General features: G+C 61.7%; 27 protein-coding genes and 3 pseudogenes. 13 read left to right on the forward strand and 17 right to left on the reverse strand.

What is annotated here, in order from left to right:
• Positions 1-103: 103 nt before the first annotated feature.
• Both glmS and ACFQH2_RS05790 read right to left on the reverse strand, forming a co-directional pair.
• A pseudogene (gene glmS, locus ACFQH2_RS05785) lies at positions 104-1,904 on the reverse strand (glutamine--fructose-6-phosphate transaminase (isomerizing)).
• The gene (locus ACFQH2_RS05790; RefSeq protein ID WP_377051802.1) at positions 1,904-3,088 is read right to left on the reverse strand and encodes a sugar phosphate nucleotidyltransferase; all 1,185 of its coding nucleotides are present in this window, start codon (positions 3,086-3,088) and stop codon (positions 1,904-1,906) included. The pseudogene glmS and the gene ACFQH2_RS05790 overlap by 1 nt, the downstream one beginning before the upstream one ends.
• A 206-nt stretch (positions 3,089-3,294) precedes the next feature.
• Here ACFQH2_RS05790 and uppS point away from each other — a divergent pair.
• Positions 3,295-4,155, forward strand: a pseudogene (gene uppS / locus ACFQH2_RS05795) (polyprenyl diphosphate synthase); the annotation flags it as partial.
• Positions 4,156-4,205: 50 nt separating this feature from the next.
• On the opposite strand, the gene ACFQH2_RS05800 reads toward uppS, so the two are convergent.
• On the reverse strand, positions 4,206-5,339 hold the full coding sequence (locus tag ACFQH2_RS05800) for a geranylgeranyl reductase family protein (RefSeq protein ID WP_377051806.1): 1,134 nt from the start codon (positions 5,337-5,339) through the stop codon (positions 4,206-4,208).
• A 116-nt stretch (positions 5,340-5,455) separates the two neighbouring features.
• Between ACFQH2_RS05800 and ACFQH2_RS05805 the strand changes: the two genes are divergently transcribed.
• Positions 5,456-5,731: an AbrB/MazE/SpoVT family DNA-binding domain-containing protein gene (locus ACFQH2_RS05805; RefSeq protein WP_377076532.1), complete on the forward strand. Its 276-nt coding sequence runs from the start codon at positions 5,456-5,458 to the stop codon at positions 5,729-5,731.
• A 70-nt stretch (positions 5,732-5,801) separates the two neighbouring features.
• Here the strand turns inward: ACFQH2_RS05805 and ACFQH2_RS05810 are convergent, their stop codons facing one another.
• The 4 genes from ACFQH2_RS05810 to ACFQH2_RS05825 all read right to left on the reverse strand — a co-directional run bounded on the left by ACFQH2_RS05810 (position 5,802) and on the right by ACFQH2_RS05825 (position 9,091).
• Positions 5,802-7,142: an RNA-guided endonuclease TnpB family protein gene (locus tag ACFQH2_RS05810; RefSeq protein ID WP_377051810.1), complete on the reverse strand. Its 1,341-nt coding sequence runs from the start codon at positions 7,140-7,142 to the stop codon at positions 5,802-5,804.
• A 141-nt stretch (positions 7,143-7,283) separates the two neighbouring features.
• Positions 7,284-7,661, reverse strand: a complete 378-nt coding sequence (locus ACFQH2_RS05815) for a MarR family transcriptional regulator (RefSeq protein ID WP_377051812.1) — start codon at positions 7,659-7,661, stop codon at positions 7,284-7,286.
• A 144-nt stretch (positions 7,662-7,805) separates the two neighbouring features.
• Positions 7,806-8,189, reverse strand: a complete 384-nt coding sequence (locus tag ACFQH2_RS05820) for a UDP binding domain-containing protein (RefSeq protein ID WP_377076533.1) — start codon at positions 8,187-8,189, stop codon at positions 7,806-7,808.
• A complete protein-coding gene (locus ACFQH2_RS05825; protein ID WP_377076534.1) occupies positions 8,156-9,091 on the reverse strand; it encodes a nucleotide sugar dehydrogenase in 936 nt (311 codons plus the stop codon). The genes ACFQH2_RS05820 and ACFQH2_RS05825 overlap by 34 nt, the downstream gene beginning before the upstream one ends.
• A 134-nt stretch (positions 9,092-9,225) precedes the next feature.
• On the opposite strand from ACFQH2_RS05825, the gene ACFQH2_RS05830 reads away from it, so the two are divergent.
• Positions 9,226-9,492, forward strand: a complete 267-nt coding sequence (locus ACFQH2_RS05830) for a ribbon-helix-helix domain-containing protein (RefSeq protein ID WP_377051816.1) — start codon at positions 9,226-9,228, stop codon at positions 9,490-9,492.
• Positions 9,493-9,502: 10 nt separating this feature from the next.
• The gene (locus ACFQH2_RS05835) at positions 9,503-9,802 is read left to right on the forward strand and encodes a type II toxin-antitoxin system RelE family toxin (protein ID WP_377051818.1); all 300 of its coding nucleotides are present in this window, start codon (positions 9,503-9,505) and stop codon (positions 9,800-9,802) included.
• Positions 9,803-9,806: 4 nt separating this feature from the next.
• Here ACFQH2_RS05835 and ACFQH2_RS05840 read toward each other — a convergent pair whose 3' ends face one another.
• The 8 genes from ACFQH2_RS05840 to ACFQH2_RS05875 all read right to left on the reverse strand — a co-directional run bounded on the left by ACFQH2_RS05840 (position 9,807) and on the right by ACFQH2_RS05875 (position 16,127).
• Positions 9,807-10,634 carry an undecaprenyl-diphosphate phosphatase gene (locus tag ACFQH2_RS05840; RefSeq protein WP_377051820.1) on the reverse strand — a complete coding sequence of 276 codons (828 nt, stop codon included), beginning with the start codon at positions 10,632-10,634 and terminating at the stop codon, positions 9,807-9,809.
• 168 nt (positions 10,635-10,802) lie between these two features.
• Entirely contained in the window at positions 10,803-11,099 is a 297-nt protein-coding gene (locus ACFQH2_RS05845; RefSeq protein ID WP_377051822.1) for a hypothetical protein, read from the reverse strand.
• Between the two features lie 14 nt (positions 11,100-11,113).
• Complete coding sequence (locus ACFQH2_RS05850) at positions 11,114-11,293, reverse strand: hypothetical protein (RefSeq protein WP_377051824.1); 180 nt, start codon at positions 11,291-11,293, stop codon at positions 11,114-11,116.
• Positions 11,283-11,822 carry a nucleotidyltransferase domain-containing protein gene (locus ACFQH2_RS05855; protein ID WP_377051826.1) on the reverse strand — a complete coding sequence of 180 codons (540 nt, stop codon included), beginning with the start codon at positions 11,820-11,822 and terminating at the stop codon, positions 11,283-11,285. The genes ACFQH2_RS05850 and ACFQH2_RS05855 overlap by 11 nt, the downstream gene beginning before the upstream one ends.
• Positions 11,823-12,004: 182 nt before the next feature.
• Positions 12,005-13,033 (reverse strand): winged helix-turn-helix transcriptional regulator, encoded by a 1,029-nt coding sequence (locus ACFQH2_RS05860; RefSeq protein ID WP_377051828.1) that lies wholly within the window; start codon positions 13,031-13,033, stop codon positions 12,005-12,007.
• Between the two features lie 131 nt (positions 13,034-13,164).
• A complete protein-coding gene (locus ACFQH2_RS05865; protein WP_377076535.1) occupies positions 13,165-13,851 on the reverse strand; it encodes a hypothetical protein in 687 nt (228 codons plus the stop codon).
• 1 nt (position 13,852) lies between these two features.
• A complete protein-coding gene (locus tag ACFQH2_RS05870) occupies positions 13,853-14,959 on the reverse strand; it encodes a hypothetical protein (protein WP_377051832.1) in 1,107 nt (368 codons plus the stop codon).
• 397 nt (positions 14,960-15,356) lie between these two features.
• Positions 15,357-16,127: a hypothetical protein gene (locus ACFQH2_RS05875; RefSeq protein WP_377076536.1), complete on the reverse strand. Its 771-nt coding sequence runs from the start codon at positions 16,125-16,127 to the stop codon at positions 15,357-15,359.
• Between the two features lie 454 nt (positions 16,128-16,581).
• Here ACFQH2_RS05875 and ACFQH2_RS05880 point away from each other — a divergent pair, with 454 nt between their 5' ends.
• The 6 genes from ACFQH2_RS05880 (at position 16,582) to ACFQH2_RS05905 (ending at position 22,416) form a co-directional block, all read left to right on the forward strand.
• On the forward strand, positions 16,582-16,995 hold the full coding sequence (locus ACFQH2_RS05880; protein ID WP_377076537.1) for a hypothetical protein: 414 nt from the start codon (positions 16,582-16,584) through the stop codon (positions 16,993-16,995).
• A gap of 318 nt (positions 16,996-17,313) precedes the next feature.
• A complete protein-coding gene (locus tag ACFQH2_RS05885) occupies positions 17,314-17,823 on the forward strand; it encodes a hypothetical protein (RefSeq protein ID WP_377076538.1) in 510 nt (169 codons plus the stop codon).
• Positions 17,775-19,742 (forward strand): MFS transporter, encoded by a 1,968-nt coding sequence (locus tag ACFQH2_RS05890; RefSeq protein ID WP_377076539.1) that lies wholly within the window; start codon positions 17,775-17,777, stop codon positions 19,740-19,742. Before ACFQH2_RS05885 ends, ACFQH2_RS05890 begins: the two co-directional genes overlap by 49 nt.
• Before the next feature lie 137 nt (positions 19,743-19,879).
• Entirely contained in the window at positions 19,880-20,398 is a 519-nt protein-coding gene (locus tag ACFQH2_RS05895; protein WP_377051840.1) for an ArsR/SmtB family transcription factor, read from the forward strand.
• A 1,312-nt stretch (positions 20,399-21,710) separates the two neighbouring features.
• Positions 21,711-22,019, forward strand: a complete 309-nt coding sequence (locus ACFQH2_RS05900) for a toxin-antitoxin system TumE family protein (protein ID WP_377051842.1) — start codon at positions 21,711-21,713, stop codon at positions 22,017-22,019.
• Positions 22,003-22,416 carry a transcriptional regulator gene (locus tag ACFQH2_RS05905; protein WP_377051844.1) on the forward strand — a complete coding sequence of 138 codons (414 nt, stop codon included), beginning with the start codon at positions 22,003-22,005 and terminating at the stop codon, positions 22,414-22,416. Before ACFQH2_RS05900 ends, ACFQH2_RS05905 begins: the two co-directional genes overlap by 17 nt.
• A 23-nt stretch (positions 22,417-22,439) precedes the next feature.
• Here the strand turns inward: ACFQH2_RS05905 and ACFQH2_RS05910 are convergent, their stop codons facing one another.
• Positions 22,440-22,799 (reverse strand): helix-turn-helix domain-containing protein, encoded by a 360-nt coding sequence (locus tag ACFQH2_RS05910; RefSeq protein WP_377076540.1) that lies wholly within the window; start codon positions 22,797-22,799, stop codon positions 22,440-22,442.
• Between the two features lie 167 nt (positions 22,800-22,966).
• Here ACFQH2_RS05910 and ACFQH2_RS05915 point away from each other — a divergent pair.
• A pseudogene (locus tag ACFQH2_RS05915) lies at positions 22,967-23,149 on the forward strand (transcriptional regulator); the annotation flags it as partial.
• A 496-nt stretch (positions 23,150-23,645) separates the two neighbouring features.
• Here the strand turns inward: ACFQH2_RS05915 and ACFQH2_RS05920 are convergent.
• Positions 23,646-23,897, reverse strand: coding sequence for a hypothetical protein (locus ACFQH2_RS05920; protein ID WP_377051848.1), 252 nt, complete (start codon positions 23,895-23,897; stop codon positions 23,646-23,648).
• Positions 23,898-24,096: 199 nt separating this feature from the next.
• Here ACFQH2_RS05920 and ACFQH2_RS05925 point away from each other — a divergent pair, with 199 nt between their 5' ends.
• Together ACFQH2_RS05925 and ACFQH2_RS05930 are read left to right on the forward strand one after the other, a co-directional pair.
• Complete coding sequence (locus tag ACFQH2_RS05925) at positions 24,097-24,237, forward strand: DUF2080 family transposase-associated protein (protein WP_377051850.1); 141 nt, start codon at positions 24,097-24,099, stop codon at positions 24,235-24,237.
• 3 nt (positions 24,238-24,240) lie between these two features.
• Entirely contained in the window at positions 24,241-25,500 is a 1,260-nt protein-coding gene (locus ACFQH2_RS05930) for an RNA-guided endonuclease InsQ/TnpB family protein (protein WP_377076541.1), read from the forward strand.
• Positions 25,501-26,141 lie beyond the last annotated feature (641 nt).

Raw genomic sequence — 26,141 nt, forward strand, 5'->3', positions numbered from 1 at the left:
AGATGCTCAGTCAAAGAATAAAAAGGTAGTGTCATTCATGAGCCATTTGTCGCGCCATCAAACGGCGACGATCCGCCTCGGAGACCGCGGGCGACGTCGCGGCTCACTCCACGGTGACGCTTTTCGCGAGGTTGCGCGGCTTGTCGATCGGGCGGCCGAGGTCGTGGGCGATCCAGTACGCGAGCACCTGCAACTGGACGTTTGCGAGCAGCGCGGCGATCTCCGGGTCGGTTTCGGGTACCGACAGGACGTGCTGGGCGTACTGTTCGACGGTCGCCTTCCCGTCGGTGACGGCGACGACCGGCGCGCCGCGGGCCTGGACCTCCTTGACGTTCCCGACGGTCTTCCGGGCGCGCTCGTCGTTGCCGGTCACCATCGCAATGATCGGCGTCTCGGGCGTGATCAGCGCGAGCGGGCCGTGTTTGAGTTCGCCAGCGGCGAAGCCTTCCGCGTGTTCGTACGAAATTTCCTTCAGTTTGAGCGCGCCTTCGAGCGCGACGGGGCAGTGTGGGCCCCGTCCGATGAAGAAGTACGCCGAGGAGCCGGCAGCTCCGCCGCCACCTCGCGGGCGCTGTCGTCGTCGAGGATCGACTGGACCTGCTCGGGGATCGCCCGGAGCGCGGCGATACGGTCGGGGTCGACGTCGTCGCCCGTGAGCCACAGCGCAAGCAGGTGCAGGGCGGTCTGCTGGCAGCAAAGGTCTTGCTTGCAGCGACGCCGATCTCGGGGCCTGCTCTGACAAAGAGGGCGTGATCGCACTCGCGCGCCGCCGAGCTCCCGACCGTGTTGGTCACGACGAGCGTCTCCGAACCGGCGCTCTGGGCGGTCCGGAGCGCGCTCAGCGTGTCCGCGGTCTCGCCGCTCTGGGTAACGCCGATGACCAGCGGGTTCTCGCCGGCGAGGGTAGTCTCGTCGTACTCGTTCGCGAGGAACGTCTGGGCGGGAATCCCCTGTGCGCGCAGTAGCTGTGCGCCGTACAGCGCAGCGTGATAGCTCGTACCACACGCCACGAGGTGGATCCGCTCGACGCTCTCCCGATCGAGGTCGAGATCCAGCGAGACGCGGCCGTCAATCTCGTCGACGCGGCCGCGCAGGCACTTGCGAAGCGCGCGAGGCTGTTCGTGGATCTCCTTGAGCATGTAGTGCTCGTAGCCGCTCTTGCCGGCGTCCTCGGGGTCCCAGTCGATGGTCGAAACGGACTTCTCGATCTCGGCGCCCGACGCGTCGGAGACGGTCACGGCCTCGGGCGTGACGCGGACGAACTCGCCGTCGTCGAGATAGGAGACGCGGTCGGTGTACTCGATGAAGGCAGGCACGTCGCTCGCGAGGTAGTAGCCGTCGTCGCCGATCCCCAGCACGAGCGGGGAGTCCTGCCGGGTCGCGAGCAGTTCGTCCCCGCCCTCGAAGACGGCGACGACAGCGTAGCTCCCTTCCAGACGCTCGATCGCGCCGCGGAACGCGGTCTCGCGCGAGCAGCCCCGCTCCAGCGCGTCTTCGATCAGGTGCGGGATCACTTCGGTGTCGGTCTCGCTCTCGAAGGCGTGGCCACGCTCTAAGAGTTCGGCTTTGAGCGTGTCGTAGTTCTCGATGATGCCGTTGTGGACGACTGCGACCGAACCCGAACAGTCGGTGTGGGGATGGGCGTTCGCGTCCGACGGTGGGCCATGCGTGCTCCAGCGCGTGTGGCCGATGCCGACCGCAACGTCGTCGGGATGCTCCTCGTCGAGCGCCTGGGTCAGCGCCTCGACTTTCCCCTCGCGCTTGACGATGGTCAGCCCCTCGTCGGCGAGTGCGACGCCCGCCGAGTCGTAGCCCCGGTATTCGAGACTCGTTAGCCCCGTATCGAGGACGTCGAGCGCCGCGGGAGTGCCGCTCCGGTCGACGTAGCCGACGATGCCACACATTATCGGACCACCTCCTGTCCGGGATCGATGGTCCCGTCGAGCGTGACGCCCGTCGCCGCGGTGACGTCCGGCCCGACGAGCGTTCCGGGGGCGACGCTGACGTCGCCACCCAGTTCGGCTCGATCCGCGATCACGGCCCCCAGCGATTCGTCCTCGAACACGCGGGTTCCGACGCGGACGTCGCCCGGCCCGCCGGCGATCGTGGCTCCCGCGCCGATCCGGACGCCCTGACCGATGACGCAGTCGACCAGCGTCGCGTTCGGCCCGACTCGCGCGTCGCTATCGACAACGCTGTTGTCGACGACGGCGTTCGCTTCGACCGTCGCGTTCTCGCCGAGACAGACGTTCGGCCCGAGCACCGCGCCCGGCCCGACGACGGCGTCCTCGTCGATAGCGATCGACCCACGAAGCGTGGCGCTCTCGTGGACCGTTGCACTCTCGGGGATCTCGTTGGGGGCCTCCGGCAGCGCGTCGTGGGCGAAGAGCTGTCGGGCAACGACCAGCAGGTCCCACGGGTAGTTTGCGTCGACCCAGAGCCCCTCAGTTTCGACGGCGCGGATCGGTTCGTCACTGTCGAGCATGGTCTCGATTGCCCCCGGAAGCGTCCGCGTTCCGTCGCCGCTCGACGCGGTACGGATCGCATCGAACACGCTCGGCTCGAACCCGTAGACGCCGGCGTTCAGGCCGTAATCCGCCGGGATGTCCGGCCCAACTGCGACGTCGAGGACCTGCCCGTCTTCGACGTCGACGCCGTCGTACGCCTGCGCCCGACTGTCGTCGAGGACTGCAAGCGTGGCCTGCGCGTCGGTGTCGGTATGTGCGCCGACGACCGCGGTGACGATCTCCGACGCGACGATCTGGTCGCCGTTGAGAACGACGAACGGCCCCTCGACGGCGTTTTCGGCCTGTAGCAGGGCGTGGCCGCTACCGAGTTGTGTCTCCTGTCGGACGTAGTTGATCGACGCGGCCCTGTAAGTCGACCCGACATGATCCTGCACGCGCGTGTTCTTGTAGCCGACAACGACGTGGATCTCCTCGATCCCGGCGTCGATCAGCGAATCCAGCACGTGATCGATGATCGGCCGGTTGCCGGCGGGTAACAGCGGTTTCGGCCGGTTGTGTGTCAACGGCCGCAACCGTTCACCTTCCCCGGCGGCGAGGACGACAGCGGACATCACAGTCATGTTACGTGGGTAATACTATATGGCTACTTAACAATGGTGAAAGTCGCAGGTGCTGCGGTTTCAGCCCCTATTGCTGGTTTATTTCAGGTTATATGATATATAATCTCAGGCGAAAATACCCCCTTGTGGCTCCCTCGGGCGGCCCGTGCAGGGTTCGGATCAGAAAGTACAAACCGGCGCGTCTGCTTACTCGTTAGCAAACAGACATGAGTCGGTGGCTCCGGGAGACGATCGCGTCGGTCTACGAGCGAGCGTTGCGTAGCGGCATCGAGGAGGTGCCGACACACGTCGCTGTCATCCAGGACGGGAATCGACGGTACGCCCGCAGTGAGGGCGCGGAGAAATCGGATGGGCACCGACAGGGGGCGCAGACGACCGAGCAGGTGCTCGAATGGTCGCAGGAACTCGGGATCGAAGAGCTCACACTCTATGCCTTTTCGACGGAGAACTTCGAGCGCCCTGCCGACGAGCAGGAGGCGCTGTTCGATCTCATCGAGGGGAAACTCCGGGAGTTCGCCGACGCCGACCGGGTTCACGAGAACGGCGTCTGCATCCGCGCGCTGGGCGAAATCGACCGCCTGCCCGAGCGCGTCCAGGACGCCGTCGAGTACGCCGAGGAGCAAACGCGCGGGTACGACTCGTTCGTTCTGAACATCGCACTCGCCTACGGCGGGCGTTCGGAGTTGCTCTCTGCGACCCAGCGCATCCTCCAGCGCGTCGACGAGGGGGTGATGGAGCCGAGCGAGATCGATGTCGAAACGGTCCAGGAACAGCTCTACGACCGGCCGGTACGGGCCGTCGACCTGATCATCCGGACGGGCGGCGACGAGCGGACGAGCAACTTCCTGCCGTGGTACGCCAACGGCAACGAGGCCGCAGTCTACTTCTGCACACCGTACTGGCCGGAGTTCTCGAAGCCGGAGTTCCTCCGCAGCATCCGCACCTACCAGCACCGCGAGCAGTCGTGGCGACAGACCCGGCTCAGCCGGGCGCTGACGCTGGTCGAGGCGTTCCGAGAGACGGAGACCGAGGAGGCCCAGCGGATCGTCGACGGGCAGAGGACGTCACCGAGTCCGACGAGCGGACCGGTGTGTCCCTGCCCGACGAGGACGCCGAGTCAGCGTGAGACGAGCGCTTTGAGCTGGTCGCGCGAAAACAGCGACGTGGGCCGATCCATGTGGACGCCGATCTCGCCCGAGAGCGCGCGCAGTCCCGCCCGCTGGACCGATTCGGGTAGCGAGTACGCACGCCGGAGCAGGTGGCCGAGTCGGATCTCTCGCGAGAGGTCCTCGCGCCAGGCCTGCTCGTACCCCTGTAGCGTCGGCGGCCAGTCGGGATCGATCTCGCGGACTGCGTGGTCCGCACAGGTCATGCCGTAGAGGATACCCCCGCCAGTGAACGGTTTGGTCTGGGCGGCGGCGTCCCCGAGCAGGAAGCCCCGGCGCGTCGTGACGCGGTCCGGTGGGCCGATCGGGATGGCCCCCGAGCAGGTGCGGTCGAGGTCGACGCCGTAGCTCCGCTGGAGTTGCTCGAACTGTGCCTGGACGCTATCGCCTGGCGGGGCGGCCAGTCCGTACTCGACGCCCGCGTCGCCCCGCGGGATGCGCCACGCGAAAAACCGCGGCGCGGTGAGGTGGACGTCGACGTACTCCTGATGGTCGGGGTCCGGGTCGAAGCCGAGCACGCCGTGGAGCAGTTCGTCGGGTTCGTCAAGGCCCAGGGCGTCCCGGACACGCGAGCGCGGCCCGTCGGACCCGGCGATCATCTTTGCCTCGACGGTCGTCGTGTCCTCCGGCGTCGAGACGGTGAGTTCCACCCGGTCCTCGCGTTCGTCGATCCCGGTGACGGTGTGGTGTTCGCGAACCTCCGCGCCCGCCTCGCGAGCGAGGTCGGCGAGGTGGCGATCCAGCCCGACGCGGTCGATCACGTTCGAGATGGTTTCGTCCTTGTAGAACGGTTCGGCGTCGTCGAAGTGTTTCCCGGCCTCGCGGGCACGGTCGTCCGCGGGGCCCGTTCCGTTCGCTGGCTCGTCGATGTGAAAGCGGGCCCCGCGGATCCGGTTCTGGAGGAGTTCGTCGCGGGCGTCCGGGCCAGTAAAGCCCCAGATGTCGGTGCTGACGTGGCCCGAACAGGCCAGCGGCGCGCCCACCTCCCCTTTCTCGAAGACGACGACATCGTGGCCCTCCTCAGTGGCACGTCGTGCGAACCGGGCGCCCGCGGGTCCACAGCCGACGACGGCGAAATCGTACATTCGTTGCTAATACGTCATCGGCCGGAAATATATACGCTCTGTGTTATCGGTGATGAGTTCGACAGAAACGGGACGCCGACGATACTCCCAAATATTACTATGACAAAGTAATACTTATGTCAGAGAATACCGCTTCCAACGGTGACGAACGGATCGTCTCGGTCACCGAAAAGGGGCAGGCCACGATCCCCAAGCAGCTTCGAGAAAAGCACGGGATTCAGGCACCCGGACGCGTCAAATTCGTCGAGAACGAAGAGGGGAGATCGTCGTCCGCCCTGTCGGGTCGATGGGTAAGTTTCACGGACTGGACCGTGACGCCGACACGGATCGCCCAGCGACGGCTCTCCTGCGCGAAGAACGCGAACGGGATGAGGAGCGACTGGACGAGCTGATCGACCGGATGTCAGCGGAGACCGATACGGAGTGAAGTACCCCGCGCACGGTGGCGCGGGGCGTCCGTGTTTAGTCCTGCACAGCTGAGGCAACGGTCTTTAATTCCTCTCGCGCTTGACTCTGAGAGTCTTGCGCCGACGTTCCGTGTCGGTGAACACCCGAAGCGTAAATTGCTCCGTGAGAGTCGGGGCCTCCACCAGCCCCCGATGCCGCCCATCTCATCTTCTTCACGCGGGGAAGCTTGTTGAGAGACGGCACATTTCCAGTTTCTTCGTCTAACCAGTTCTGCACAACGCACACCGCCGCCTTCCTATCAGCATGGTCTTGAAAACCACACTTCTCGCACTTGAACCGTTTCTTGTGGCGATTCGCTCGTTCAGTGTGCTGGCACTCCGTTCTCGGGCATCGCTGACTCGTGTACTCAGGGTCAACCTCGTCAGAGGGAATCCCGTCCCACGCAGCTTTGTACGACACCATGTTTTGGAGTGCAGCGAACGGCAGTGAGTGGAGGCGACGGTTCATTCGCGTTCCGTAGTCGATGGAGTCTCGCATGTCTTTGAGGTCTTCAAAGACAAAAAGCGGGTTCGTGAACTGCGACACCCATTCAACTACTCGACGCGATACTTTGTGCAGACAGTCGTGAACATAGTCGCGTTCTTCAGTTTGAACGACCGTCTCGAACGCGGTCTGTCCTGCTTTCTGCATCCGCTTTCGCTTGGTGAAAAACTCGTGGCGCTGTTCTTTCACCGACGGATACTCAAACACTACTGAGTCCTTTATTGCGCCGTCACGACTCATCGCAGCGAGAGCGATGCAGTCCTCGTTCACATCCACGCCAACAATCGTATCTGCATCGACTTTGTTGGCGACTCGATGCGTCTCGTGTGTGACGGTAACGTGGAGCCGCCACTCGTCGTGTTTGTGAACAACTTCAGCCGTTCCAACCCGCCACTCATCGTCGTTGAACGCTGTCTGGAGTCGGTCGAAGTGGTCGGGGCTGCCACGGAGTTCACCTTTGAGGTGGGTGCCTCTCGTGGCCGTGACTCGGAACCGAATTAACCCACCATCTTCGGGGAATAGGCGGTAGCCTTCTTCGTGGTTCATCACCATCGGGTACATCCCGTCGATGTAGGGGTATGGCCGACCCCAGTCGTCGTCTTTGTTGTCGTGGTACGTTTCGATTTCCCCCAGTGCCTTGTCAACGATGAGTTGACTGGTGTTTTTGACGTGGTTCGCGTTATCCACGACAGTTGATTTGATGTCACTCCAGTCACCGCCTTGTCGGTCGAGGCGGTTGGTTTCGTTGCGGATACGTCGTGATTCGAGACAGCCGGTTTGCAGGTCGTCGTCACTCCCCGTGTGGATGTCTAGTCCGAACGACAAGGTTTGGGTGAGTTTGGACGACTGCACTGTATTCTGGTATGATTTGGGACTTGTTAAAAGTTCGTGCTGTGACGCGCTTCACCCCCGACCACGGTGGGTCGGGGTACTCGCGCTGCTATCCTTTATAGACGACATCGCCTCGCTCGAAAACTGGTGCCTCTTCGTCGGTCACGCTTCGTCCTCGGCGTCGACGCTCGGATGTGGTTCGTTTGGTGCGTGCTCTTGCCATGCGTCCTTCTCTTCATTCCCAAACTGCTCGTTGAAGAGGGCAGTTGCACGTTCGTAGCCACTGTACTCTTCGAGCCGGCCCTCGTCATTCGTTATCGCCCAGAAGGTTGCCTTGTGCTCGACGAGGTCGCGACGCTTCAGTCGGGAGAGTGCTGTGCTGACTGCCCCCTCATCGACTTCGATCTGTGTGGCGATTTCACGAGCTTTGAACGCACGGTCGTCGTGGGCCGCGAGAAATCCGAGCACCTGCTCCGGAACAGAGAGCTCTTCGAGTTCCGATTCGCTCGTCTTCTCGAACGTTTCTCGGTCAATCGACATCGTATCTGTAGCTAGCGTGCACAACGTAATGAGTGTTAGTTGTGAAAGCCTTGAAAATATTGAGCGAACTCTGATCGGATCGGGGAAGAGCAGGAGTTGCAGAGCAAGCAAACGCGACAAAACCGGTTAGCGAGGGCGACGTAGTTACCAGGTCAGCCCTTCATACACGATTCCCTCCTGTGGGTCGACGATCCGCCGCCCGTCGATCACGACCGGGTCGGCCATCGCATCGAACTCCTCGTCGAGCGTCGCGAACTCGTCCCAGTCGGTGACGACGAGCGCGCCGTGGGCCCCGTCCAGCGCTGCCGGTGCGGAGTCGGTGTACTCGATATCCGGAAAGCGTTCGCGCATGTTCTCGGTCGCGACGGGGTCGTAGCCGACGACCTCGGCTCCGCGCTCTGTGAGTCCCTCGATGATCGGGATCGCCCGGGAGTTACGCGTGTCGTCGGTGCCGGGCTTGAACGCCAGTCCGAGGACAGCGACGCGCTTGCCGGTCACGTCGACGTGGTCGTCGAGCAGGTCGAGCATGCGTTCGGGCTGGCGATCGTTGAGTTCGACAGCGGCGTCGAGCACGGGTGGGGAGTACCCCTCGTTCTCTGCTGCAGCGATAATTGCAGCAATATCTTTTGGAAAACATGATCCCCCCAGCCCACGCCGCTCCGCAGGAACTGCTCGCCGATCCGGTCGTCGAGGCCGATCGCGTCGGCGACCTCGTAGGCGTCGACGCCGAACTCCTTGCAGACGTTGCCGATATCGTTGATCAGCGAGATCTTCGTCGCGAGGAAGGCGTTGTTGGCGTACTTGATCAGCATCGCGGTCGCGGGGTCGGTCCGGACGACGTGGGCGTCGTGTGCGGCGAGCAGTGGTTCGTAGACGGCTTCGAGGCGCTCGGTTGCCCACGCCTCCTCGGTGCCGAGGACGACCTTCTCGGGTGCGAGGAAGTCCTCGACTGCGGTCCCTTCCCGCAGGAACTCGGGGTTCGTGGCGAGGCCGACCCGCCCCTCAGCGTTCTCGCAGGCACCGAACAGGGCGCTGCGGACTTCCTCCAGCGCGGGCGGGGTGATCGTGCTCTTGACGACGACGAGGTGGTCTTCGTCGGTGTCGGCGAGCGCCTCGCCGGTCATCTCCGCGGCCGCGGCCAGCGGCGCGGCGTCGATGCTGCCGTCCTCGCGCGAGGGCGTCTGGATCGCGAGGAAGGTCACCGCGGCCTCGGGGACGCGGTCGTAGCTCGTCGTCGCGTGGAGGTTCGCCCCGGCGTGGTCGGCAACGAGGTCGTCCAGGCCCGGCTCGTGGATCGGTGCCCGGCCGTCGTTGAGCGCCGCGACGACGTCCTCGTCGATGTCGATCGCCAGCACGTCGTGGCCGAGGTCGGCGAGACAGGCGGCGAGCGTCGTCCCGACGTAGCCGCTCCCGATGACGTTGATTCGCATATCGTAGGCGTGTCAGTCGCAGTAGTAGTGTGTTGCGGTGTCGATGTCGTAGAACGCTACCGTTGTTGGGAATGGGTGGTGATTCGCGAGGACTGTGCGATAGTTCTATTAGTACCACTCACGTACCACAGAGTATGAGCACAGACGCAGATGACGACGGTGACATGGTGAAACTCAACGTCAAAGTGCCGAAGCGTCTTCTGGAGGAACTGGACGAGTTGGCAGCGGAACTGAACTACACCAACCGGTCGGAGTTCGTCCGTGAGGTGTTGCGCGACACGACTGAGCCGATTCTGACGCCCGGGGCGCAGGAGGGTGTCTCCGAGGGGTATGCGGACGTGGCAGCGGGGCGTACGATGACGATATCGGACGCGAAGGACCGCCTCGGCATCGATGAGTGAGGACTGACCAGTGAGCCATGACGTCATTCTGACAGAGACGTTCTTTTCGACGGTGGAGCAGTTCGAGACAGAAAACGCAAAGCGCATTATCAACAAGCTGGAGGATATCGGCGATTTCCCCGAGCACTTTCTTGATCGGTTAAAGAATCACCCCGGGTACAAGCTCCGAGTCGGTGACTTCCGCGTACTGATCGACTGGGACAAGGACAACGAGCTGATCTACGCCATCGACGTCTTCGAGCGAAAGAAAAAGTACCGAGAACTGGGGAAATACCGTGAGGTGTGGGGATCCTGGCGCGACAACGAATAGGGGCTCAGACGACGACCGAGACGATCCCGCCGCCGACGATGGCGAGGCCGCCCAGGCCGAAACAGATGAGCCAGAACGGCAGGCGTTCGACGACCCGCATCAGCAGGTCGATCGTGAAGTAGCCGACGATGGCGCTCGAACCCATCGCCAGCACGGCCGCAGTCGGGCTGATCCCCGGCAGCCCGCCCGCCCCAGCGACCGTCAGCGCCGCGGCCGAGAGGCTCGCAGGGATCGACAGCAGGAAGGAAAGGCGGAACGCGACGGGCGGGTCGTAGCTCCGGAACAACAGGGCACTGGTGGTGACGCCCGACCGCGAGATGCCCGGCAGGATCGCGATACCCTGTGCGCCGCCGACGAGGCAGGCGTCGAGAAAGGTGGGGTCCTCGCGAATGCCCATCCCGACCGACTCGGAGGCGAGCTGGAGGATGCCGGTCGCGACGAGCAGGACGCCGATCAGGGCGATGAAGACGCCGCCCGTGAGCTGGCCGGCGAGATCGACCGCGTAGATGTAGAGCGGGATGCCGACGATCCCCGTCGCGAAGCAGGCAACCACGATGAATGAGACGAGCGCGTTCTGGCCCTCGAAGGCGGCGCGGGGTCGCCACTCGGGGGCGGCACGCGTCGCCGTCGCGATCTCGTTACGGTAGTAGCTGGCGGCCGACACTGTGGTCCCCATCTGGAGAAAGAGCGCGAGTTGGAGCGCGACATCGGGTTCCGTCCCGACAGCCGTCAGAAACAACGCGAGGTTGCCCTGACTGGAGACGGGCAGCCATTCGACGACCCCCTGGACGATCCCCGCGAGGATCGCAATGATCAGATCCGTGTAAGTCACTGTGTGCTCACTGCCGATTGGGTGGGGTAATAAGTATCGATACTCGCTGAGACGGACGCGTCAGTCCAGCAGTAGCTCTGCTGACAAATATACTATCGATAGAGCTCGGGATGTTGACCGAATCACCGGCCCGAGACCACGATCCCCACCGATTCGTTGGGGGACCCGTTATTCCCGACAGAGGCACTCGTCCGAGACCCGGCTCATATCGACGAGGTGCTGGTGCAGGTCGTCGGCGAGCAGGTGCATCGCCTCGGCTTGTTCCTTCGTTGCGATTCCGAGCCGATAGTAGGTCTTGGTCCGGTTCCGGTTCCACAGCTCAGCGAGGTCGTCACCGAAGGCGTCGTCGTACAGCCCGATCTCGGCCCCACGCTGGTAGAGCCGTCGGTGACTACTGATAACCTCTTCAGTGGCCATTGCCCCGTCGTGGATCAGCCGGAACTGGATGGTACGCTCGATCGCCACGAACGCCGACTCGATCACCACTGTGTAGTAGCCTTTTTCAGCAAGTTCGACCCGACATCCAATAGCCGGCAGGCGCGGCGAAGTTGGACCAACTCTGCATCGTCGATGTCCAGCCCGTCCTCTATCGTTCCGGGAGCACCCTCAAAGGTCCGCTCGGTTGCGACCAACTTCTCCCGAATCTCGTCATTCACCATCGGTGTACACCTCCGTCCGGAGCTCGGTGAGTTGGTCGGACTCGACCAACGTGATCCCGTCGTCGAACTGCGGCCGGAGTTGATCACCAATTCGCCGTACGCTGTCCGTCGATTCCACGAGCGGCTGGAACGTGTATCGGTTGCCCTCGAACTTCCGGTCCTCGAGATCGGCAACGACTGACTGGACGGATCGCCGGTCCTCCGTCTTGTCGCCCTCGACGACCACCAGGAGATCGATGTCGCTGGCCCTGTCGGCATCACCTCGGGCAACACTCCCGAAAAGGACGACCCCGACCAACTCCGCCACCGCTTCCTGGAGTCGTTGTAGGAACGCCCGAATCGGTTGGTGGAACTCCGCTTGGGGAATGGCGAGCACTGGATCCGGCTTCGTTATCCGCTCACGATTGATCTGCACCTGTTGAGCACGGCCGTCTTGTATGGTCTCGACGGCGTCAAGTTCGTCGAGCAGCCCGACTGCCTTCGAGATCGTCCCCTGGTTGGCTCCCGTGAGGGTTGCGAGTTCGGTCACCGAGTACCTGGTGTACGGTTGATCGATCAGGATCTCGAGAACGTCCTGCTGGCCTGATAGCGAAACACTCGCTCGTCCGGGAACGGATACTCCAGCTCGATCGTGATAGAATCTTTCCTATTAGGCATACTATTCCTAATAGGAATACAATAAAAAATCTGATCGTGAACGGCCCGATGGCCTCACTCCAGCAGTTCCTCGAAGATACGCAGCTCCTCGGCCTCCGAGATGGCGTCGGAGTCCAGACAGGCGTGGGCGACCTTGTGGACGAGCGCGGGATCGGCAAAGGCGGAGTCGGTGCCCGCGGATTCGCTGCTTGATTCCTGCTCGTCGGCCGCTTCGAGGGCAGCGAGTCGTTCGTTGATCCGGGCGAGCTCGTCTTCGATTTCGGCCGTCGGATCGGAACCGTCCGTGTCAGCCTGTTCGTCGTCCGCGGTGGTCGATTCCGACTGTCCGATATCGGTCGACTCGGGCTGTTCTGTATCTGTGGAGGTACTTTCGACCGCCGGTCCACCATCCGTCGTGACGGCCGCCGTCGGCGGTTCGTCGAACACCTGCTCGACGAGCGTCTCGCGGGCGCTCCAGTCGAACCCCTCGATGCTGTTCACGCGGTTGCTCACGGTCGCGCTCGAGACGTCCAGACGATCGCCGATCTCCTGCTGGGTCGCCGCGGGCCGCTCGGCGACGACGGCCAGCACCTCGCGCTGTTTCTCCGAGAGCGTCTCCGCGGTGGGGAGGTCGTCGGACGCGCTCTCAGCTGCATCTTCGCCTGCGTGGCTGTCCTCGGTCCCCTCCGTGGTGGGCTCCGTCGACTCGTCCGGTCCACTGGGGCTGGTCTCCTCTGGTGCGCCTTCGGCATCGGACGTCGGTTCCCCGTCGGACGCCGCGCCGCCGTCAGGCGTCGGTGCCTCGTCCGAGACGGCTTCCTCGTTCCGTGTGACGGCGTCGGTCGTGGCCTCAGCGGTGTCGGGGTCGTCGCGGTCGTCGCTCTCCATCGACGGGTCCTCGGGGCTCGACTCCTCCGTCGCGTCCTCGTCGGCCGCCGGATCGCCGTACTCGTCGAACACCCGCTCGACCAGGTCGGGCGTCGCACTCGGCACCATCGCGGCGATCTCGTCGATCGAGGCGTCCGGATGGTCCTCCGCCGTATCCAGTACCTGTTTGTGCCGGATCGACTGGGGGAATGGTGTGGAGTCGTCGTCGGTGCTCATGTTATCGCATTGATTGATCCCCTATTGTATAAGACTTATTGATTCAATAACATTTGTCGGCACCTGGTTCGTGATCGAAACGTATACGAAACGTGGGGCGACTCCTGTCGCGTGGATTTCGGATGAGGGTGTTACACATGAGTGTCACGAACACTTGACGCATCGTCTAGGAGTCCGATCAACAGAGCGCGTTCAGGCCGTCTCCACGACCGGTGCTCTGGCTCCCTCGGCGTCTCAGCGCTCGGAGTTGCGTTCGGGGGTTCGGGCGGACTAAACGCGCTCGCGAGCCACCTGATCGGTCGCGTCTCGCGGAGTTCTCCCCACGAGCGCGTCTCGAGGAGCGCGAGCAGTCCTACGAGCGCGCTGGCCCCGAGCACGCCCAGGGTGGTCGTCGACGGGCCGTCGCCCGTGACCGTGACGAGGCCGCCCGCACCCGTCGCGAGGAGGAGCACACTGCCCGCGCTCCGGACCGGCGCACGCGCGAGCTGTTCGAGCCCGCGGTAGGCCACCGCGCCGGTCCGCGAGTAGACCGTCGCGGTCGCCAGGCCGTCGAGGACGGACTCGAGCGCGAGAACGAACGGACGGACCGTCCGCACCTCCCGGAGGTCGATGACGATCACGTCCGGGTCGGGCTCGGCGGTGAGCCAGCGGGCGAGCCACGAGCAGCGAAGGACCTCCCAGAGCCCGCCGGTCTCGGCGTCGCCGGGGGTCGGTACTGTGGCCGTCGCTCGTCGGGCGAGGCGATACAGCACCGACCCGGTCATGATGGCTCGGAGGCGACGCTGGACCGCGCGCCGCCAGTTGGGGTGTGCGGCCATCTCACTCCAGCCCGACGACGGTCGGGGTGAGGGTGAGCGTGCCGAGCGAAAGCGTCACCGTCGAGCCCAGTTCGATCGGCGCGCCCTTGAACCGGAGCCCGGATTCCGTCTCGCGGGCAGCCAGCTCCACTGTCAGGCGGAGATCGGTCCCGGTGCCGTCGGTCCGGGCGAGCTCGTCCGCGGCGCCGTCCGGTGGGGAGACCGACTGGACGGTAGCTATCGTCTCGCCGCCGATCCGTTCCTCGAGGCCCGGTTCGATCGCGTCCCGCCAGTCCGGGGAGACGTCGGTCGCCTTCACCGTCAGGGTTCGTGTAACCGGCTCGCCGAACGCCTCGGTCGTCCCGACGCGATCGATCGTTCCCTCGAGTTCGTAGCGCGCGGTTCGGAACGGGATCTCGCGGCCGGTGCGAAGCGGCTCGCCCGCGAACTCCCGGGCGTCTTCGACCAGCCGGGTATCGACGGTGAGCCCGAGCGCCGTTCTGACCACGTCGGGATCGGTCGTGCCGCCGCGGGCGACCGACTCGACCGTGGCGACCTCGCGGCCGGCAAGCGGGAAGCTGTCGCCGTCCTCGATGGCGAGTGCGGTCTCGATCGGGAGCTCCGCGCTCACGAGCAGGGCCGTCTCGGTCCGGTCGAGGCTCGGCTCCGCGTTCGTTTCGAGCACGGTCGCGTCGAGGTCTCGGGCGCCGACTCGGAGCGTGAGCTCGCTGCCGTCCTCGAGTTCCTGCCCGCGATACTCCGGCGCGGACTGGTAGGGGCGCTGGTCCAGGGCGACTTCGACGACCGTCTCCACGCCGTCGGGCGCGGGCGTGAGGTAAGCGTCGACGACCGAGAGGGCGCCCGCGCCGTCGATGAGCTTTCGGGCCACCGAGGGCGGGACCGTCCCGACATCGAGGACGGCGTAGACCGTTCTCGTGTCGGGGTCGTCGGCGTACGCGAGCGCGCCGACCGCGAGCGCGCCGACCGCGAGCACGCCACCGACTGCCAGCGTGCTTACGTCGAGCAGGGCGAGGCCAGCCACGAGGACGGCCGTGACCCCGAGGACCGCCAACAGGTCGATGACGTTGACCAGGCCCGCGATGCGTCCGTAGTCGTCGATCAGGTCCACGAGCGATCACTCCGGGAGCGATTCGATGGGCTATGAATCATGATACCGTTCTTTCTGTTACACTGTTGAATATAATCTTCGACTACGCGCCCGTTACTGAGGGGTGTGGCTGATGACGGCACCGGAGTGGGGCGGGCTGTACGAGGTAAATCGGCCGCCAGCGTGGCGGAGGGCGCCGTCCGGAACGTTTACGTGCTCGAGCATCGGATCGCCAGACACACACCCGTAGTTCCGCTGGAACGTGATCCCGATGACCGATTACGACGACCTCTTTATCATCACCGCACGGGACGTGAGCTTCGGGCTCAGTCCACATTACGTATCATGGTCTACTCTTTGCGACTCGTGTCCGCCTCGAACAAGAGCAGTATCGTGTCGAGGCTGACCACTTCGTTGGCTATTGGAAAACCGGTCGTTCAGCCCGCACTGCTGACGCTACGCTCGTAGGCTGGCGCACCGACGCTCGCTGTTTCGTCCTCGACCTCAGGGTCATGAGCACCTCCATCGTCAGCTCTTCCACCGTCAGCTCGTCGTCGAGATGGGCATCCACCCACTCGCGTTCGACGTAGAAGTGCGACACCGCCGATTCGTCAACCGGGTGTAACGCCGTCACCTCCATGCGCTCGGTGTCGAGCCCCTCGGCTGTCGCGCCGATATACGCGCCAGTCAGGTAGCCGATCTCCTCGCTGATCTCCGCTTCGGTCGTGCCTTGTGGGTAGTATTCGACGTGGAGGACTTCGCCGTCGCGCTCGACATCAGCGAGTTCTAATCCTCCTTCACCTTCGACGACCAACTCGAACATCATCAGGAGATCCTCTTCAGTGAGATCGGTCGTTTCCTCAGCAGGTTCTTCTTCTGTGACCTCCGTCGTGTCTTCTGCATCCTCTACTGGCTCCTCGTCGGGCGGATCAGTCTCGTCTTCAGCCTCCGAGTCGGCGTCATCCGTGGACTCTTCTTCGGTCTCGAGGTCGGCTGGTTCGTCCTCTGTATCCGCGTCGTCGCTCGACATCTCGGGTTCTGCTTCGGGTGCTGGCTCGTCATCGTCGATATCGTCACCGCCCAGCGCGCTCAGGAGACTCATCACGACGATGAAGTAGCCAAACCCCACTGCCACGTTCCGCACTCGATGGCCTGGTTTCATCAACGGAACACGCTCAGAGAGTGCCATACGGCACCTACCCACATATATTAGAAAACCATTTGAGCGATTCATTCGTCTAATATATATGTATAATTAGTGAGGGATACTAAGTAGAGTACCATATATTAAAATTTATTTAAAAATATATACTTTATTACTCAATATTGTTACTGGCTTTCTGGATCCTCGATAATTTCGCAGACTCCCCGTTCAATGTTTCGCACAATACCATGTTCACGTAGACGTATTAACCTGAATTGAATATATTGACGAGAATATCCTAATTCATTTGCTAGATTTGCGGGGATATTTCACGATTCTCGCAGGTGAGAAGCAATGGCTACTACGGATACCACACGCAAAAAAGATGTCGACGACGAATCGCACTGTGAGTACGACTGGTGTGACGGCCCGGCTGGGGACGCACTCCCCTGTTTCGAGTGCTTCGATCCGTCACGAGAGTATGCCGCGAGGAGGACCCATGGTCGGTAAAGACGCCCGTCCGCAGGTCGTCGACGACACTGCCAGCGAACCTCTGATCGTCGACCCGACAGTGTCTGCCGCGCCCGAACAGGTGTTGACGGGCCATCCCGTCGGGCCGTCCGCGACCGGTCCTCAGTGTGCCGACTGTGGAACTGCCTTCGTCGAGACGGACCTCGTGTTCGCGTACGCGTACCGCTGTGCCGACAGGGCGGTGTGGGACGTTCCGCGGCTCTACTGTTGGGGATGCGCGCCCGGCACAGTTCGAACGCCGACGCTCGGGGCGACGGAAGTGCTCGTGGGTGGGCGGCTCGGCACTATCGCATGCCCGACCGCGCGGAGCCAGCGACTTTGCTTGACTGAACTTGCGCTGCGAGCGTACAGCCCGCCGATGGAGGGGGTACGTTATGAGTGAACGCTGCAGGGGCCCCGCTCCTTTGGTGTTCCCTTAGTCTCTGTAGGAAAAATCACGGCGAATGCAGCAGCTGGTCCGGTGGGTCAGGGCGCAACAAACAGCCGTTCGCAGATGGACCGATCGGGGGCACTGCAACACTGTTCCGTGGGGATACACAATGACGATGGACGAGATTCGGGACGTGTACGTCCGGATCAGATGCGAGCTGCTGGTCCTCTGCGACTCGATCATAACCGATCGCCACCACGCATCGAGTGCCAACTACGATGCTGATTGGAGCGAAAAGCACATGGTAGGCCAATAGAACTACTTGAAGCAATGACTGCTGACGCCGGCAACGATCCAGAGACCGTGTGGGAGGCAACCGCCACGTTTCTGGATGACGATTCTGATGCCGAGACCGTCTTGGCAGATGTGCTCGAAGTAGACGCCGAGCACGGCACGTGGTTGTTCGAGGATATCGCTGCCGACTCGGGCACTTTCGGTGAATTAGTCTCACAGGGGATCGTGGAAAAGGTCGACGGCGAGTATCGCGTTGCTGATCGGGACGCCGTGGAGTCGGCACTTGCCGGCGAATCACTTGAGGCGGCTGACGATGGTGGTGAGGGCGGAGTGCTTGCGGGATTCGACCCCTCACTCGACATTGACCTGCGCGCGATGGCCGGGCTGGCCGGCGCGCTTACCTTCCTGTTCGTGATGCGCATCACCCAGTACCGATCGGTGTTCCGGGGGATGACGTCGTCTCCCCGGGGAACGATCCGTACTACTACAGATATTGGATGGAGACGCTGCTGGCCGAATCGACCGACCCGACGAACCTCGACGTGATCGCGAACATGCCCGATGGGGTCGGCGGGACGCGCCCCCTGAGCCACGCCGTGAACTGGTGGCTCGCCGCCATGCTCGGCGGGGACCAGTGGGCCGCGGACATGGTCGCCGCCTGGCTGCCCGTCGTTGCGACGCTCGCGCTCGGGATCGTGGTGTACAAACTCGCCGTGGTGATTACTGCAGACGTCCGGATCGGGCTCGCCTCCGTGGTGTTGCTCGCAGTCGCGCCCGTCCACGCGGTGTACACGGGCGTGGGCTTCATCGAGCACCGACTGCATCAGTACCTCTGGCTGGGTGTTACCTTGCTGGCGCTGGCGTGGCTGGCGATGGACATACAGACACGAATTGAGGCTGGAGAAAGGGGGCAACGAGGTGCAGTGTCTGGACATCTCCAGACCCCGATGACGTGGCTCGTTGCTGGGGTGCTTGGCCTCTCGCTGGGCATCACCACACATCTATGGGGTGGCTCGGCACTCATGTTCATCCCGCTCGCGGCCTATATCGGACTTCGTGCCGTCGTCGACGCCCGGGAAGGGATCTCGCCCACGCTTGCGAACTTGCCTGTGCTTGTTGGGGTCGGTATCGGTGCCGCAATATCCGTCTGGTTGCACACGAACTGGGAGTGGCACGCCGGCTTCGTGGCCTATACGCCCGTGATGGTGTTCGCTGGGGCATTGGCAGTCGTTGTACTGGGCGAGGCTTGGCGGCGATGGCAGCTCCATTCCGTCGGACTGGTGGCTATCGAGGGGGTACTCGCCGGTATTGGCCTGTATCTCTTCCGGCGAATGCGCCCCGAAGATTGGGCACGATCACAGGAACGGGCTGACGATCTGTTTCTCAGAGAGGGCTACACCGAGTCGGTCTCGCTGTTCACCTTCGATTACGGAGTGATCTTCGGCCCGCTGATCCAGCTCGGCGTCGGGTTCTATCTGGGAATGGCCGTCTTCGCGCTGGTCGCGGTGCTCGTGTATCGCCAGTACGAGCCCGGCTGGCTGCTGCTGGTCGTCTACACTGGCTTCTGGCTCGTGCTCGCGACGATCCAGGTCCGCTTCGCCGCACAGTTGATCGTACCGCTGTCGGTGCTCGGCGGCGTCGGCTTCGTCTATCTGCTGTCGGCGGTGGAGCTCGCCCGCCCGCTCACGGTGTTCCGCGATAAGGAAACGACTGGAGCGGTCGCAGACGGCGGGCGCAGGTCGTCGATCTCCGTGCCGGGCGGGACGAAGGCATCGTATCTCCTCGTGATCGGCGTGCTCGTGTGTGGGTTCGGCCTGATCTATGTGCCGTCGCTCACGAGCCAGATCACCTACACGGATGCCGAGTACGAGGCGAACCAGGCGATCCAAGAGTTCGAGGAGGGCGTCGATCGGGAGTACCCCGAGAACTTCGTGCTGAACGAGTGGCCACGGAATCGGATGCAGAACTACCACGTGAACGGGGAGTCGAGTAGTTACGGCTACGCACGATCGAACTACAACGGCTTCGTCGGTGGGGCCAGCCCTGACGAGTCCTACGCCGACTTTGGCAATCGCGTCGGCTACGTCGTGGTTACGGATCGTGGCGGGTCGGTTGCGCAGGGGACTACCCAGGACCAGTTGTTGGGTGACCTCGGTGCTGGTGAGCAGGGCCTTGCACACTATCGGTTACTGGCCGTCGACGACGATCGCACTGCAGCGGCGTTCGCGATGGTTCCCGGGGCGACGATCGAGGGGGAGGCTGGCGCGAACGAAAGCGTTACCGTTGCGACGGAGGTGAGAGTCGACGGGAGAACGCTCGAGTACGAACGAACGGTTGAGAGCGATGGAGAGGGACGGTTTGGAGTGACGATTCCGTACGCAGGAGAGTATACGGTTGCGGATGAGACGGTTACTGTGACTGAGGCGGCTGTCGTCGACGGGGAGACGGTTTCGATGGGTGAGTGATCGCATCGATAACTTCGAGCGATTCGTACCGACTGACGCGGGGAGGGTCTGTCGATCTGCGAGCGAACAACACGCCCAATTCAAAATAGTGAATCGAGTTGCAAAAAGCTAATGTCGCTGGCGGTCGGAGTACGTATATGAGCAACGGGCGAACAGGCAATCACACGACTACGATGGATCGGATTCGGGAGGTTGCCATGACGGTTCGCGAGCCAAAAAATGCGGGAGAAATTGCCGAGACTGCTGGGGTTGCCCGAAACACGGCCGAAAAGTATCTCACGCAACTCGTCGAGGTAGATACACTCACGACGGTCCAGCGTGGTCGCGAGACGTGCTACTACCCTGATCCAGTGACCCAGTATTTCGATCAGATCCGTGACCTGGTCAACGAACATCAAAAGGACGAACTCACGGCCGAATTAGATGCCATTCGGACTGACATCGACGAGTGGAAGGACACATACGATGTGGAGTCTGCTGACGAACTCCGGACGACCGTTGGTGATGATCTTCCGGTAGCAGACCGTCGACAGCGACGTCACGATGCAGAGGACTGGGAGTACTACGAGCACCAGGCCATGCTCATCAAGCAGGCCATTCAGCTCTACGATACGATCGAGGCGACCCGCGAGAGTCGTCTCGCCTCTGCCAACTGACCTGGTGCCAGCGAATGGGGAACTCACCGATTCCGGGAGACACGCATCTCCACCGATACGAGGTCCACAAACGAGTCGCAACGCGCCTTCGACGTCACGCCGGCAGCACGGCTGTCAAGGCTGAACCAAGTCCGATGCGTCCAGTCCGTCTCGTCGCAACCCTCGACCGGGGGATCTTTTTCGACCAGGCTGCCGGTAAAGCGACACTCGAATTCGAGTGGCGTCCCCAGTCCGGGCGCGATGCGTTCCGTATCCAGTACAACGATTCGAGCACCCCGTGGTCATGTGGATGGCACCAGGACGAAACACACGAGTCCCTGGGTCCAAGTCACTTTCAAGTTGATCACGAAGCGTGGGCAACACCGTACCGTGAATCCACATCCTTTACCGATTCTGAATCCGATGGCAATCCTCGAAACATCTCTCGACGAGCTTCAGAAGCCGTGTTCCGGATCTCCCCGACAGCGTCCACTCACATTCGTAGGCATACCCGTGCGATTGTACAACGGTGGCGGTATGCGTACACCAACGAAACGTTCGAGGGAATCAACGACGCAGACAATCCACCCTGACCGGGATTTTCGACAACAGGGGCCCAACTCTCGGTATTCTATACTCGATAGAGGATTCAGATACTGGAGTTCTGGGTGATACGCATGACAGAGTACGACTGCCAGTCCGAAAGCCCCCGCAGGCTCGAGTCGCGCGCCTCGCTGCGGTCCTCGCCTGTGGCTGCGGTCCTTGCGTCGTCGTGCGTCCCCGAGCCTGCGGCCCCTTTCGATTTCCCTCCCTACCGCTCCTCGTCCTCCCCAACCGTGGCGCTTCACGTCGTTCAGCGCCACCCTCGCGTGATGGTGGCGCGCCACAGGCGGCGCGCCAGCACGCGCCACTGCGCCTGTCAGTGTTTCCGGGTACGCCCGCGAGCAAGCGGAGCTTCGACCGAACTGTATTACAGTTCATGAATAGGGAAGCAGTTCAGTCTACAGTTGATATCCTCCCCGGACTGAAGCCCGGGAATGCTGCCTCAAAGATGTCGACCAGTAGTGTTCAGACCGTTGCTCGCAGTTGCGCCCAGAGATGTAGACGACACACCCCTCTATCGATGTGTTCGCAGGGAGTGAATATTGAGGTCTGCACCCATCGAGAGCTCTGTCTGGGAAATCGAAAAGGTCACTCGAGGTCCCGCTCGTGACCTCGCGGGACCCCCAGGCTGATCGCGTTGATCGTCCGGCCGGACTGGATCAACGTGAGCAACTATTTGTGTTGTAGCTAACCACATCACTTATTATGTTGTGCCCCAAAACAACGATAGATGGGTGGCGACGACGCGGAGTTGCTAATCAGCGTATCGAAGGATTTCGGTGAGACGTATGCCGAGGTGAAGGCGTGGAACGTTCCGCCGTCGGATCGATATCCCGACGGTCTCAAGTACTCAATGCAGTACGGGAGTCGGGACGGTGGGACACGGTTTCGGTATGACAATTTCCCGGACCACCCGGGAGCAACGATGCATCACAAACATACCGTGGATGGCGATACCGAGGACATCGAGTTCCACGGTCTCGAAGCACTGTTCGATCGATTCAAACGGGAGGTACGTACTCATGGAGAAACCTGGTAACTCGACTGACCGGACGATGTATATTCGCTTTCAGAGCGGCGACGACGACAGCCTGCAGGACGCACTGTCCGCGATTGACCGTGGTGAAATGACGGAGCCTCATTTCGAGGTGATCTTCGATGATCCGGCCGACATTCACCGTGTCACACGACCGAAGAATCTGGAACTGCTCCGTACTATCGTCCGTCACACACCAGAGAGTATCCGAGAGACGGCACGGCTCGTCGATCGTGATGTCCGACAGGTTCATACCAATCTCGAGGAGCTCGAAGCACTCCACCTGATAGAGTTCGAGCAGGAAGGTCGTCGAAAGCGGCCGTCGGTGTGGTACGATACGATCGAGGTTGATCTTCCACTGGTCGATTCTGACACGTCGCGCGACCAGGCAAACGTTTGAGGCTGGGAGACGATTGCCGCTCTCTACAGGCGGAACAGGCCGAGTGCCTCGGGGCTTGACCCCGAGGGTGAAGCCGACAGTGGCCGACCAGCCGCCGGGTTGTTTCTCCCGGCCCACAGGCTCACCAGTCGTTCAGCATTGCCGTCTACCAATCGAAGTTCGATTCCACAGGCGGCGTACTTGGCCGGTCGCCCTTCGTTGGACTGCTCGATGAGCCCCGCGGCTTCGAGGTTGTCGACGTACTCGTACACCGTTCGCTGGGGGAGATCGAGCGTCTCGACGACCTCCTGGATTGTCGTGTCCGGGAGATGGCAAAGATTCACGCCCGTCCTCAGAACGCTCCGCGTTCTGATGTACGAACGAGACGCGGAGCGTCTCGTCAACGCCGTAAACGCCGGGATTCTCTCGCTGTAAGAAGATAGTGGATTCGGATATTGTAGTTCTGGGTGATACGCACGACTGCCAGTCCGAAAGGGGCCGCAGGCTCGAGTCGCGCGCCTCGCTGCGGTCCTCGCCTGTGGCTGCGGTCCTTGCGTCGTCCTGGATCAGCGACGTCTCGGATGTCCATACAGATCTGCAACACCTCGAAGTACTGGGTATCCTCGAACTCGAGGAAGGAGGGCCCAGTGGAGCGATCCAGCCCGTGGTCCCATTCGACAAAATCGAGATGCATATCGACTACCCCCTTCTTGATGACGTCGATGCAGACAGCACTCCTGCCAGCGCAGACTAGCCCATTGTTGTCACTTGACATCCTCCTGCGCCTAAAGACGCAGGAATCCCGAGCGTTGGGAGTTTCAGGTTCGCAACCATGATTCTGCCACTTAACGGGAACCTGTCTAACCCAGCCATCGTGGACAGCGGCTGACTGGCGGTGCCAAACCGCCGTTACTCCTATCCTCGGCGTCGTTGACTCCCATCTGTTGTTTTTGCCAGCAGAGAGTCGCTGACCCTTCAGCGGACTCGGAGTTACCTTTGAGGCTTGCTCGACCAACAGGCACAGAGGCGAATGTTTCTGCGTTCGTGTTCACCGTGTTGGCGTTTCGGATATTGTCTCATTACTGGCGGGTAGACCGCCTCCGAAGGCCGTTCGGAATCGCTCCGTTCCGACCTGACCTTACCTCCTGCTACGAGATGTTACCGCTTGAAACTACGGATTGGAAACTCGGGAATGTCATCGAACGGTGGTGCGTGTAGTGTATTGTCGGATTCATCCTGACCCTAAAGGGTCAGGTATTCTCCTTGCTCTCTATAAAACTGGATACTCCGTTCGATTGCCACGAACGACGCCTCGATGACGACAGTGTAGTATCCGTTTCGGCTGCGAAGCGTTCGTCCGCCTCAAGGAGTCGACACGCTTTCCGCAGTTGTACAAGGGCGTCGTCCGAGATGTCCAGATCAGACTCAGTCGTCTGTCCAGCAGTTCGCTGGAACGCCGCTTCCGCGTCGTCGAGTGCCTCCTCGACGTAACTATCGTCCATCGGTGAGAATCTCCGTTTTTAGCTGATTGCAGGCGCTAATCCCCCTTCCTCAACGAGCACCGCAGTCCGCGCAAGCGGACAAGGAGCGCAGTAGGGAGGGGATACACCGCCGTCATCATCTATCATGCGCCTGCTTGTTGCTGGCCCACAGGCCCACGAACCGATACGTTTATGTTGAAACAATGTCTAAACATAGGTGATGGATAGACACGAAATTGAAGGCCTCGAAGTCATCGAAGGCGAGGTGAAAGCCACCGGCAACGGCGCACATGTCCTCGTTCCCAAAGACTGGCGTGGCGCAGACGTGAAAATCGTCCGGACATCAGACCCAATCAAGTAACCGATGCACTACGCCTACAGGTTCCGGCTCAAGCCAACCACCGAACAGCGTGAGTTGTTGGATCACTACCGCGATACCTGTAGGCAACTCTACAACCACGCCCTTGGAGAATTTACCGAGATCCCCGAATCGGCGGGAACACTCAACCAACGAGTGCGACAGGTCCGCGATCAACTTACCGACCTCAAAGACTGGTGGGAGGAGTTGAACGACCTGTACTCAACGGTTGCACAGGCCGCTGTCATGCGGATCGAGGACAGCGTCAAAGCACTGTCTGAACTGAAAGAGAAGGGCTACAACGTCGGGAGTCTAAACTGGAAAGCTCCCAGAGACTTCCGCAGTTTCACATACGTCCAGTCTGGCTTCGAGTTCGACAAGAAGAACGGTCAGACTGTGCTCTCACTGTCGAAACTCGCGGATATTCCAATAGAGTGCCACCGAGACATTCCCGACGATGAAACAGTCAAAGAAGTCACGCTCAAGAAAGAACCGACTGGTGAGTGGTACGCCTCCTTCGCCGTCGACGACAAAGAGGAACCGCCCAAACCGTCGCTGGCGGAGATTGACGCCGACGAGATGGTTGGCATCGACGTGGGGATTCTGAAGTATGCTCACGACACTGACGGCACGGCAGTCGGTTCACTTGATCTCTCAGAAGAACGAGACAGGCTCGAACGAGAGCAGCGGAACCTCTCGCGCAAAGAGCATGGGTCGAACAACTGGGAGAAGCAACGTCAGCGTGTCGCTGAGTGTCATCTCGACATCAAGCGCAAGCGGCGTGACTTCCTTCACAAACTCTCGGCATACTACGCTCGGGAGTACGAGATGGTCGCCGTCGAGGACCTTGACGTGAAAGGGATGCTGGAATCGCCGGGCAACAGCCGCAACACCGCGTCTGCTGCGTGGAACACCTTCACCGAGCTGCTCGAATACAAATGCAAGCGCGAAGGGACACACTTCGTGGACGTTGAACCCGAAGGAACCACCAAAGAGTGCGCTCAGTGTGGCGTCGAAACCGACAAACCACTCTGGGTGCGTGAGCACTCTTGTCCGGCCTGTGGCTTCAGAGCAGATAGAGACGCAAACGCAGCGTGGAACATTCTTTCTCGCGGACTTTCGGAACTAGGAGTGGGTCACTCCGAAGAAACGCCTGTGGAGACTGCGCTCCCTACGGGAACTGCGGTTGTTCCTGCAAAGCGCGTCGTGGAACCAGGAAGCCCCTGCCTCAAGGAGCCGCCAACGGCGGCGAGTAGGCAGGGGTAGTTCACACGCGGGAGGAGGTCAAGCAAATCCTGTCCTGCGAGAAAGAGCGACGTCGTGATCGACAGTATGCACAAGGAAGCCGCATCTCCCGACTCGAGACGAGTTCTGTGTCGTTCATAATTGGGCTAAAGCCCGCTCCGGGGTCGAAACAGGCTTTCGAGTACAGAGGGCACGTCACTGAATGTTCATAATCGGTGTGTAAGGCCGGTAGGAAGTCTCTATACTGAGTATGGATCTGATCTAGGAACGTATTCTGTTGCCGACGGCTATGTGGCCACTGCCTGCTACACACGGTGTACGTGGGCTATAACCGCGGTTTTCGCGATACACCGACGTGTCGGGTTGCGGATTCACGTCGACGCCGTGGCCCCAATATGGAAAACCGACAGACGGGAGCCGATTATGAAGCCATTCGGACGTCGATCGAGATACTCGACGTCGGGGTCACATCTGAGGAAGTCGACAGTACAGGCGCTACGCGTGGCCTCCCCCACGGGTTTCTGCTGGTGGTCCCTTCCACGGTGGTGCTTCCTAGATCGTTTTTGTGTGCGCTAGTCTCACTACTTGCGGACGTCGAACCGAGTATGAATCGCCGCTTATACGCCTATCAGGGCATGTTCCGTCTGTTGGGTCTCTTAGCG

It is taken from the genome of Natronoarchaeum sp. GCM10025703 (assembly GCF_042661985.1).
Lineage (GTDB): Archaea > Halobacteriota > Halobacteria > Halobacteriales > Natronoarchaeaceae > Natranaeroarchaeum.

What these genes read in the sequence shown, in the direction of transcription:
- ACFQH2_RS05830 (WP_377051816.1), top strand. Translation starts at nt 9,226, where the DNA reads ATGAGCACAGACGCAGATGACGACGGTGACATGGTGAAACTCAACGTC.
- ACFQH2_RS05880 (WP_377076537.1), top strand. Translation starts at nt 16,582, where the DNA reads ATGGTCGGTAAAGACGCCCGTCCGCAGGTCGTCGACGACACTGCCAGC.
- ACFQH2_RS05805 (WP_377076532.1), top strand. Translation starts at nt 5,456, where the DNA reads ATGTCAGAGAATACCGCTTCCAACGGTGACGAACGGATCGTCTCGGTC.
- ACFQH2_RS05890 (WP_377076539.1), top strand. Translation starts at nt 17,775, where the DNA reads ATGGAGACGCTGCTGGCCGAATCGACCGACCCGACGAACCTCGACGTG.
- ACFQH2_RS05790 (WP_377051802.1), bottom strand. Translation starts at nt 3,088, where the DNA reads ATGACTGTGATGTCCGCTGTCGTCCTCGCCGCCGGGGAAGGTGAACGG.
- ACFQH2_RS05825 (WP_377076534.1), bottom strand. Translation starts at nt 9,091, where the DNA reads ATGCGAATCAACGTCATCGGGAGCGGCTACGTCGGGACGACGCTCGCC.
- ACFQH2_RS05850 (WP_377051824.1), bottom strand. Translation starts at nt 11,293, where the DNA reads ATGGTGAATGACGAGATTCGGGAGAAGTTGGTCGCAACCGAGCGGACC.
- ACFQH2_RS05865 (WP_377076535.1), bottom strand. Translation starts at nt 13,851, where the DNA reads ATGGCCGCACACCCCAACTGGCGGCGCGCGGTCCAGCGTCGCCTCCGA.
- ACFQH2_RS05885 (WP_377076538.1), top strand. Translation starts at nt 17,314, where the DNA reads ATGACTGCTGACGCCGGCAACGATCCAGAGACCGTGTGGGAGGCAACC.
- ACFQH2_RS05815 (WP_377051812.1), bottom strand. Translation starts at nt 7,661, where the DNA reads ATGTCGATTGACCGAGAAACGTTCGAGAAGACGAGCGAATCGGAACTC.
- ACFQH2_RS05875 (WP_377076536.1), bottom strand. Translation starts at nt 16,127, where the DNA reads ATGGCACTCTCTGAGCGTGTTCCGTTGATGAAACCAGGCCATCGAGTG.
- ACFQH2_RS05925 (WP_377051850.1), top strand. Translation starts at nt 24,097, where the DNA reads ATGGATAGACACGAAATTGAAGGCCTCGAAGTCATCGAAGGCGAGGTG.
- ACFQH2_RS05905 (WP_377051844.1), top strand. Translation starts at nt 22,003, where the DNA reads ATGGAGAAACCTGGTAACTCGACTGACCGGACGATGTATATTCGCTTT.
- ACFQH2_RS05930 (WP_377076541.1), top strand. Translation starts at nt 24,241, where the DNA reads ATGCACTACGCCTACAGGTTCCGGCTCAAGCCAACCACCGAACAGCGT.
- ACFQH2_RS05920 (WP_377051848.1), bottom strand. Translation starts at nt 23,897, where the DNA reads ATGGACGATAGTTACGTCGAGGAGGCACTCGACGACGCGGAAGCGGCG.
- ACFQH2_RS05860 (WP_377051828.1), bottom strand. Translation starts at nt 13,033, where the DNA reads ATGAGCACCGACGACGACTCCACACCATTCCCCCAGTCGATCCGGCAC.
- ACFQH2_RS05820 (WP_377076533.1), bottom strand. Translation starts at nt 8,189, where the DNA reads ATGCTCGACCTGCTCGACGACCACGTCGACGTGACCGGCAAGCGCGTC.
- ACFQH2_RS05800 (WP_377051806.1), bottom strand. Translation starts at nt 5,339, where the DNA reads ATGTACGATTTCGCCGTCGTCGGCTGTGGACCCGCGGGCGCCCGGTTC.
- ACFQH2_RS05900 (WP_377051842.1), top strand. Translation starts at nt 21,711, where the DNA reads ATGGGTGGCGACGACGCGGAGTTGCTAATCAGCGTATCGAAGGATTTC.
- ACFQH2_RS05895 (WP_377051840.1), top strand. Translation starts at nt 19,880, where the DNA reads ATGAGCAACGGGCGAACAGGCAATCACACGACTACGATGGATCGGATT.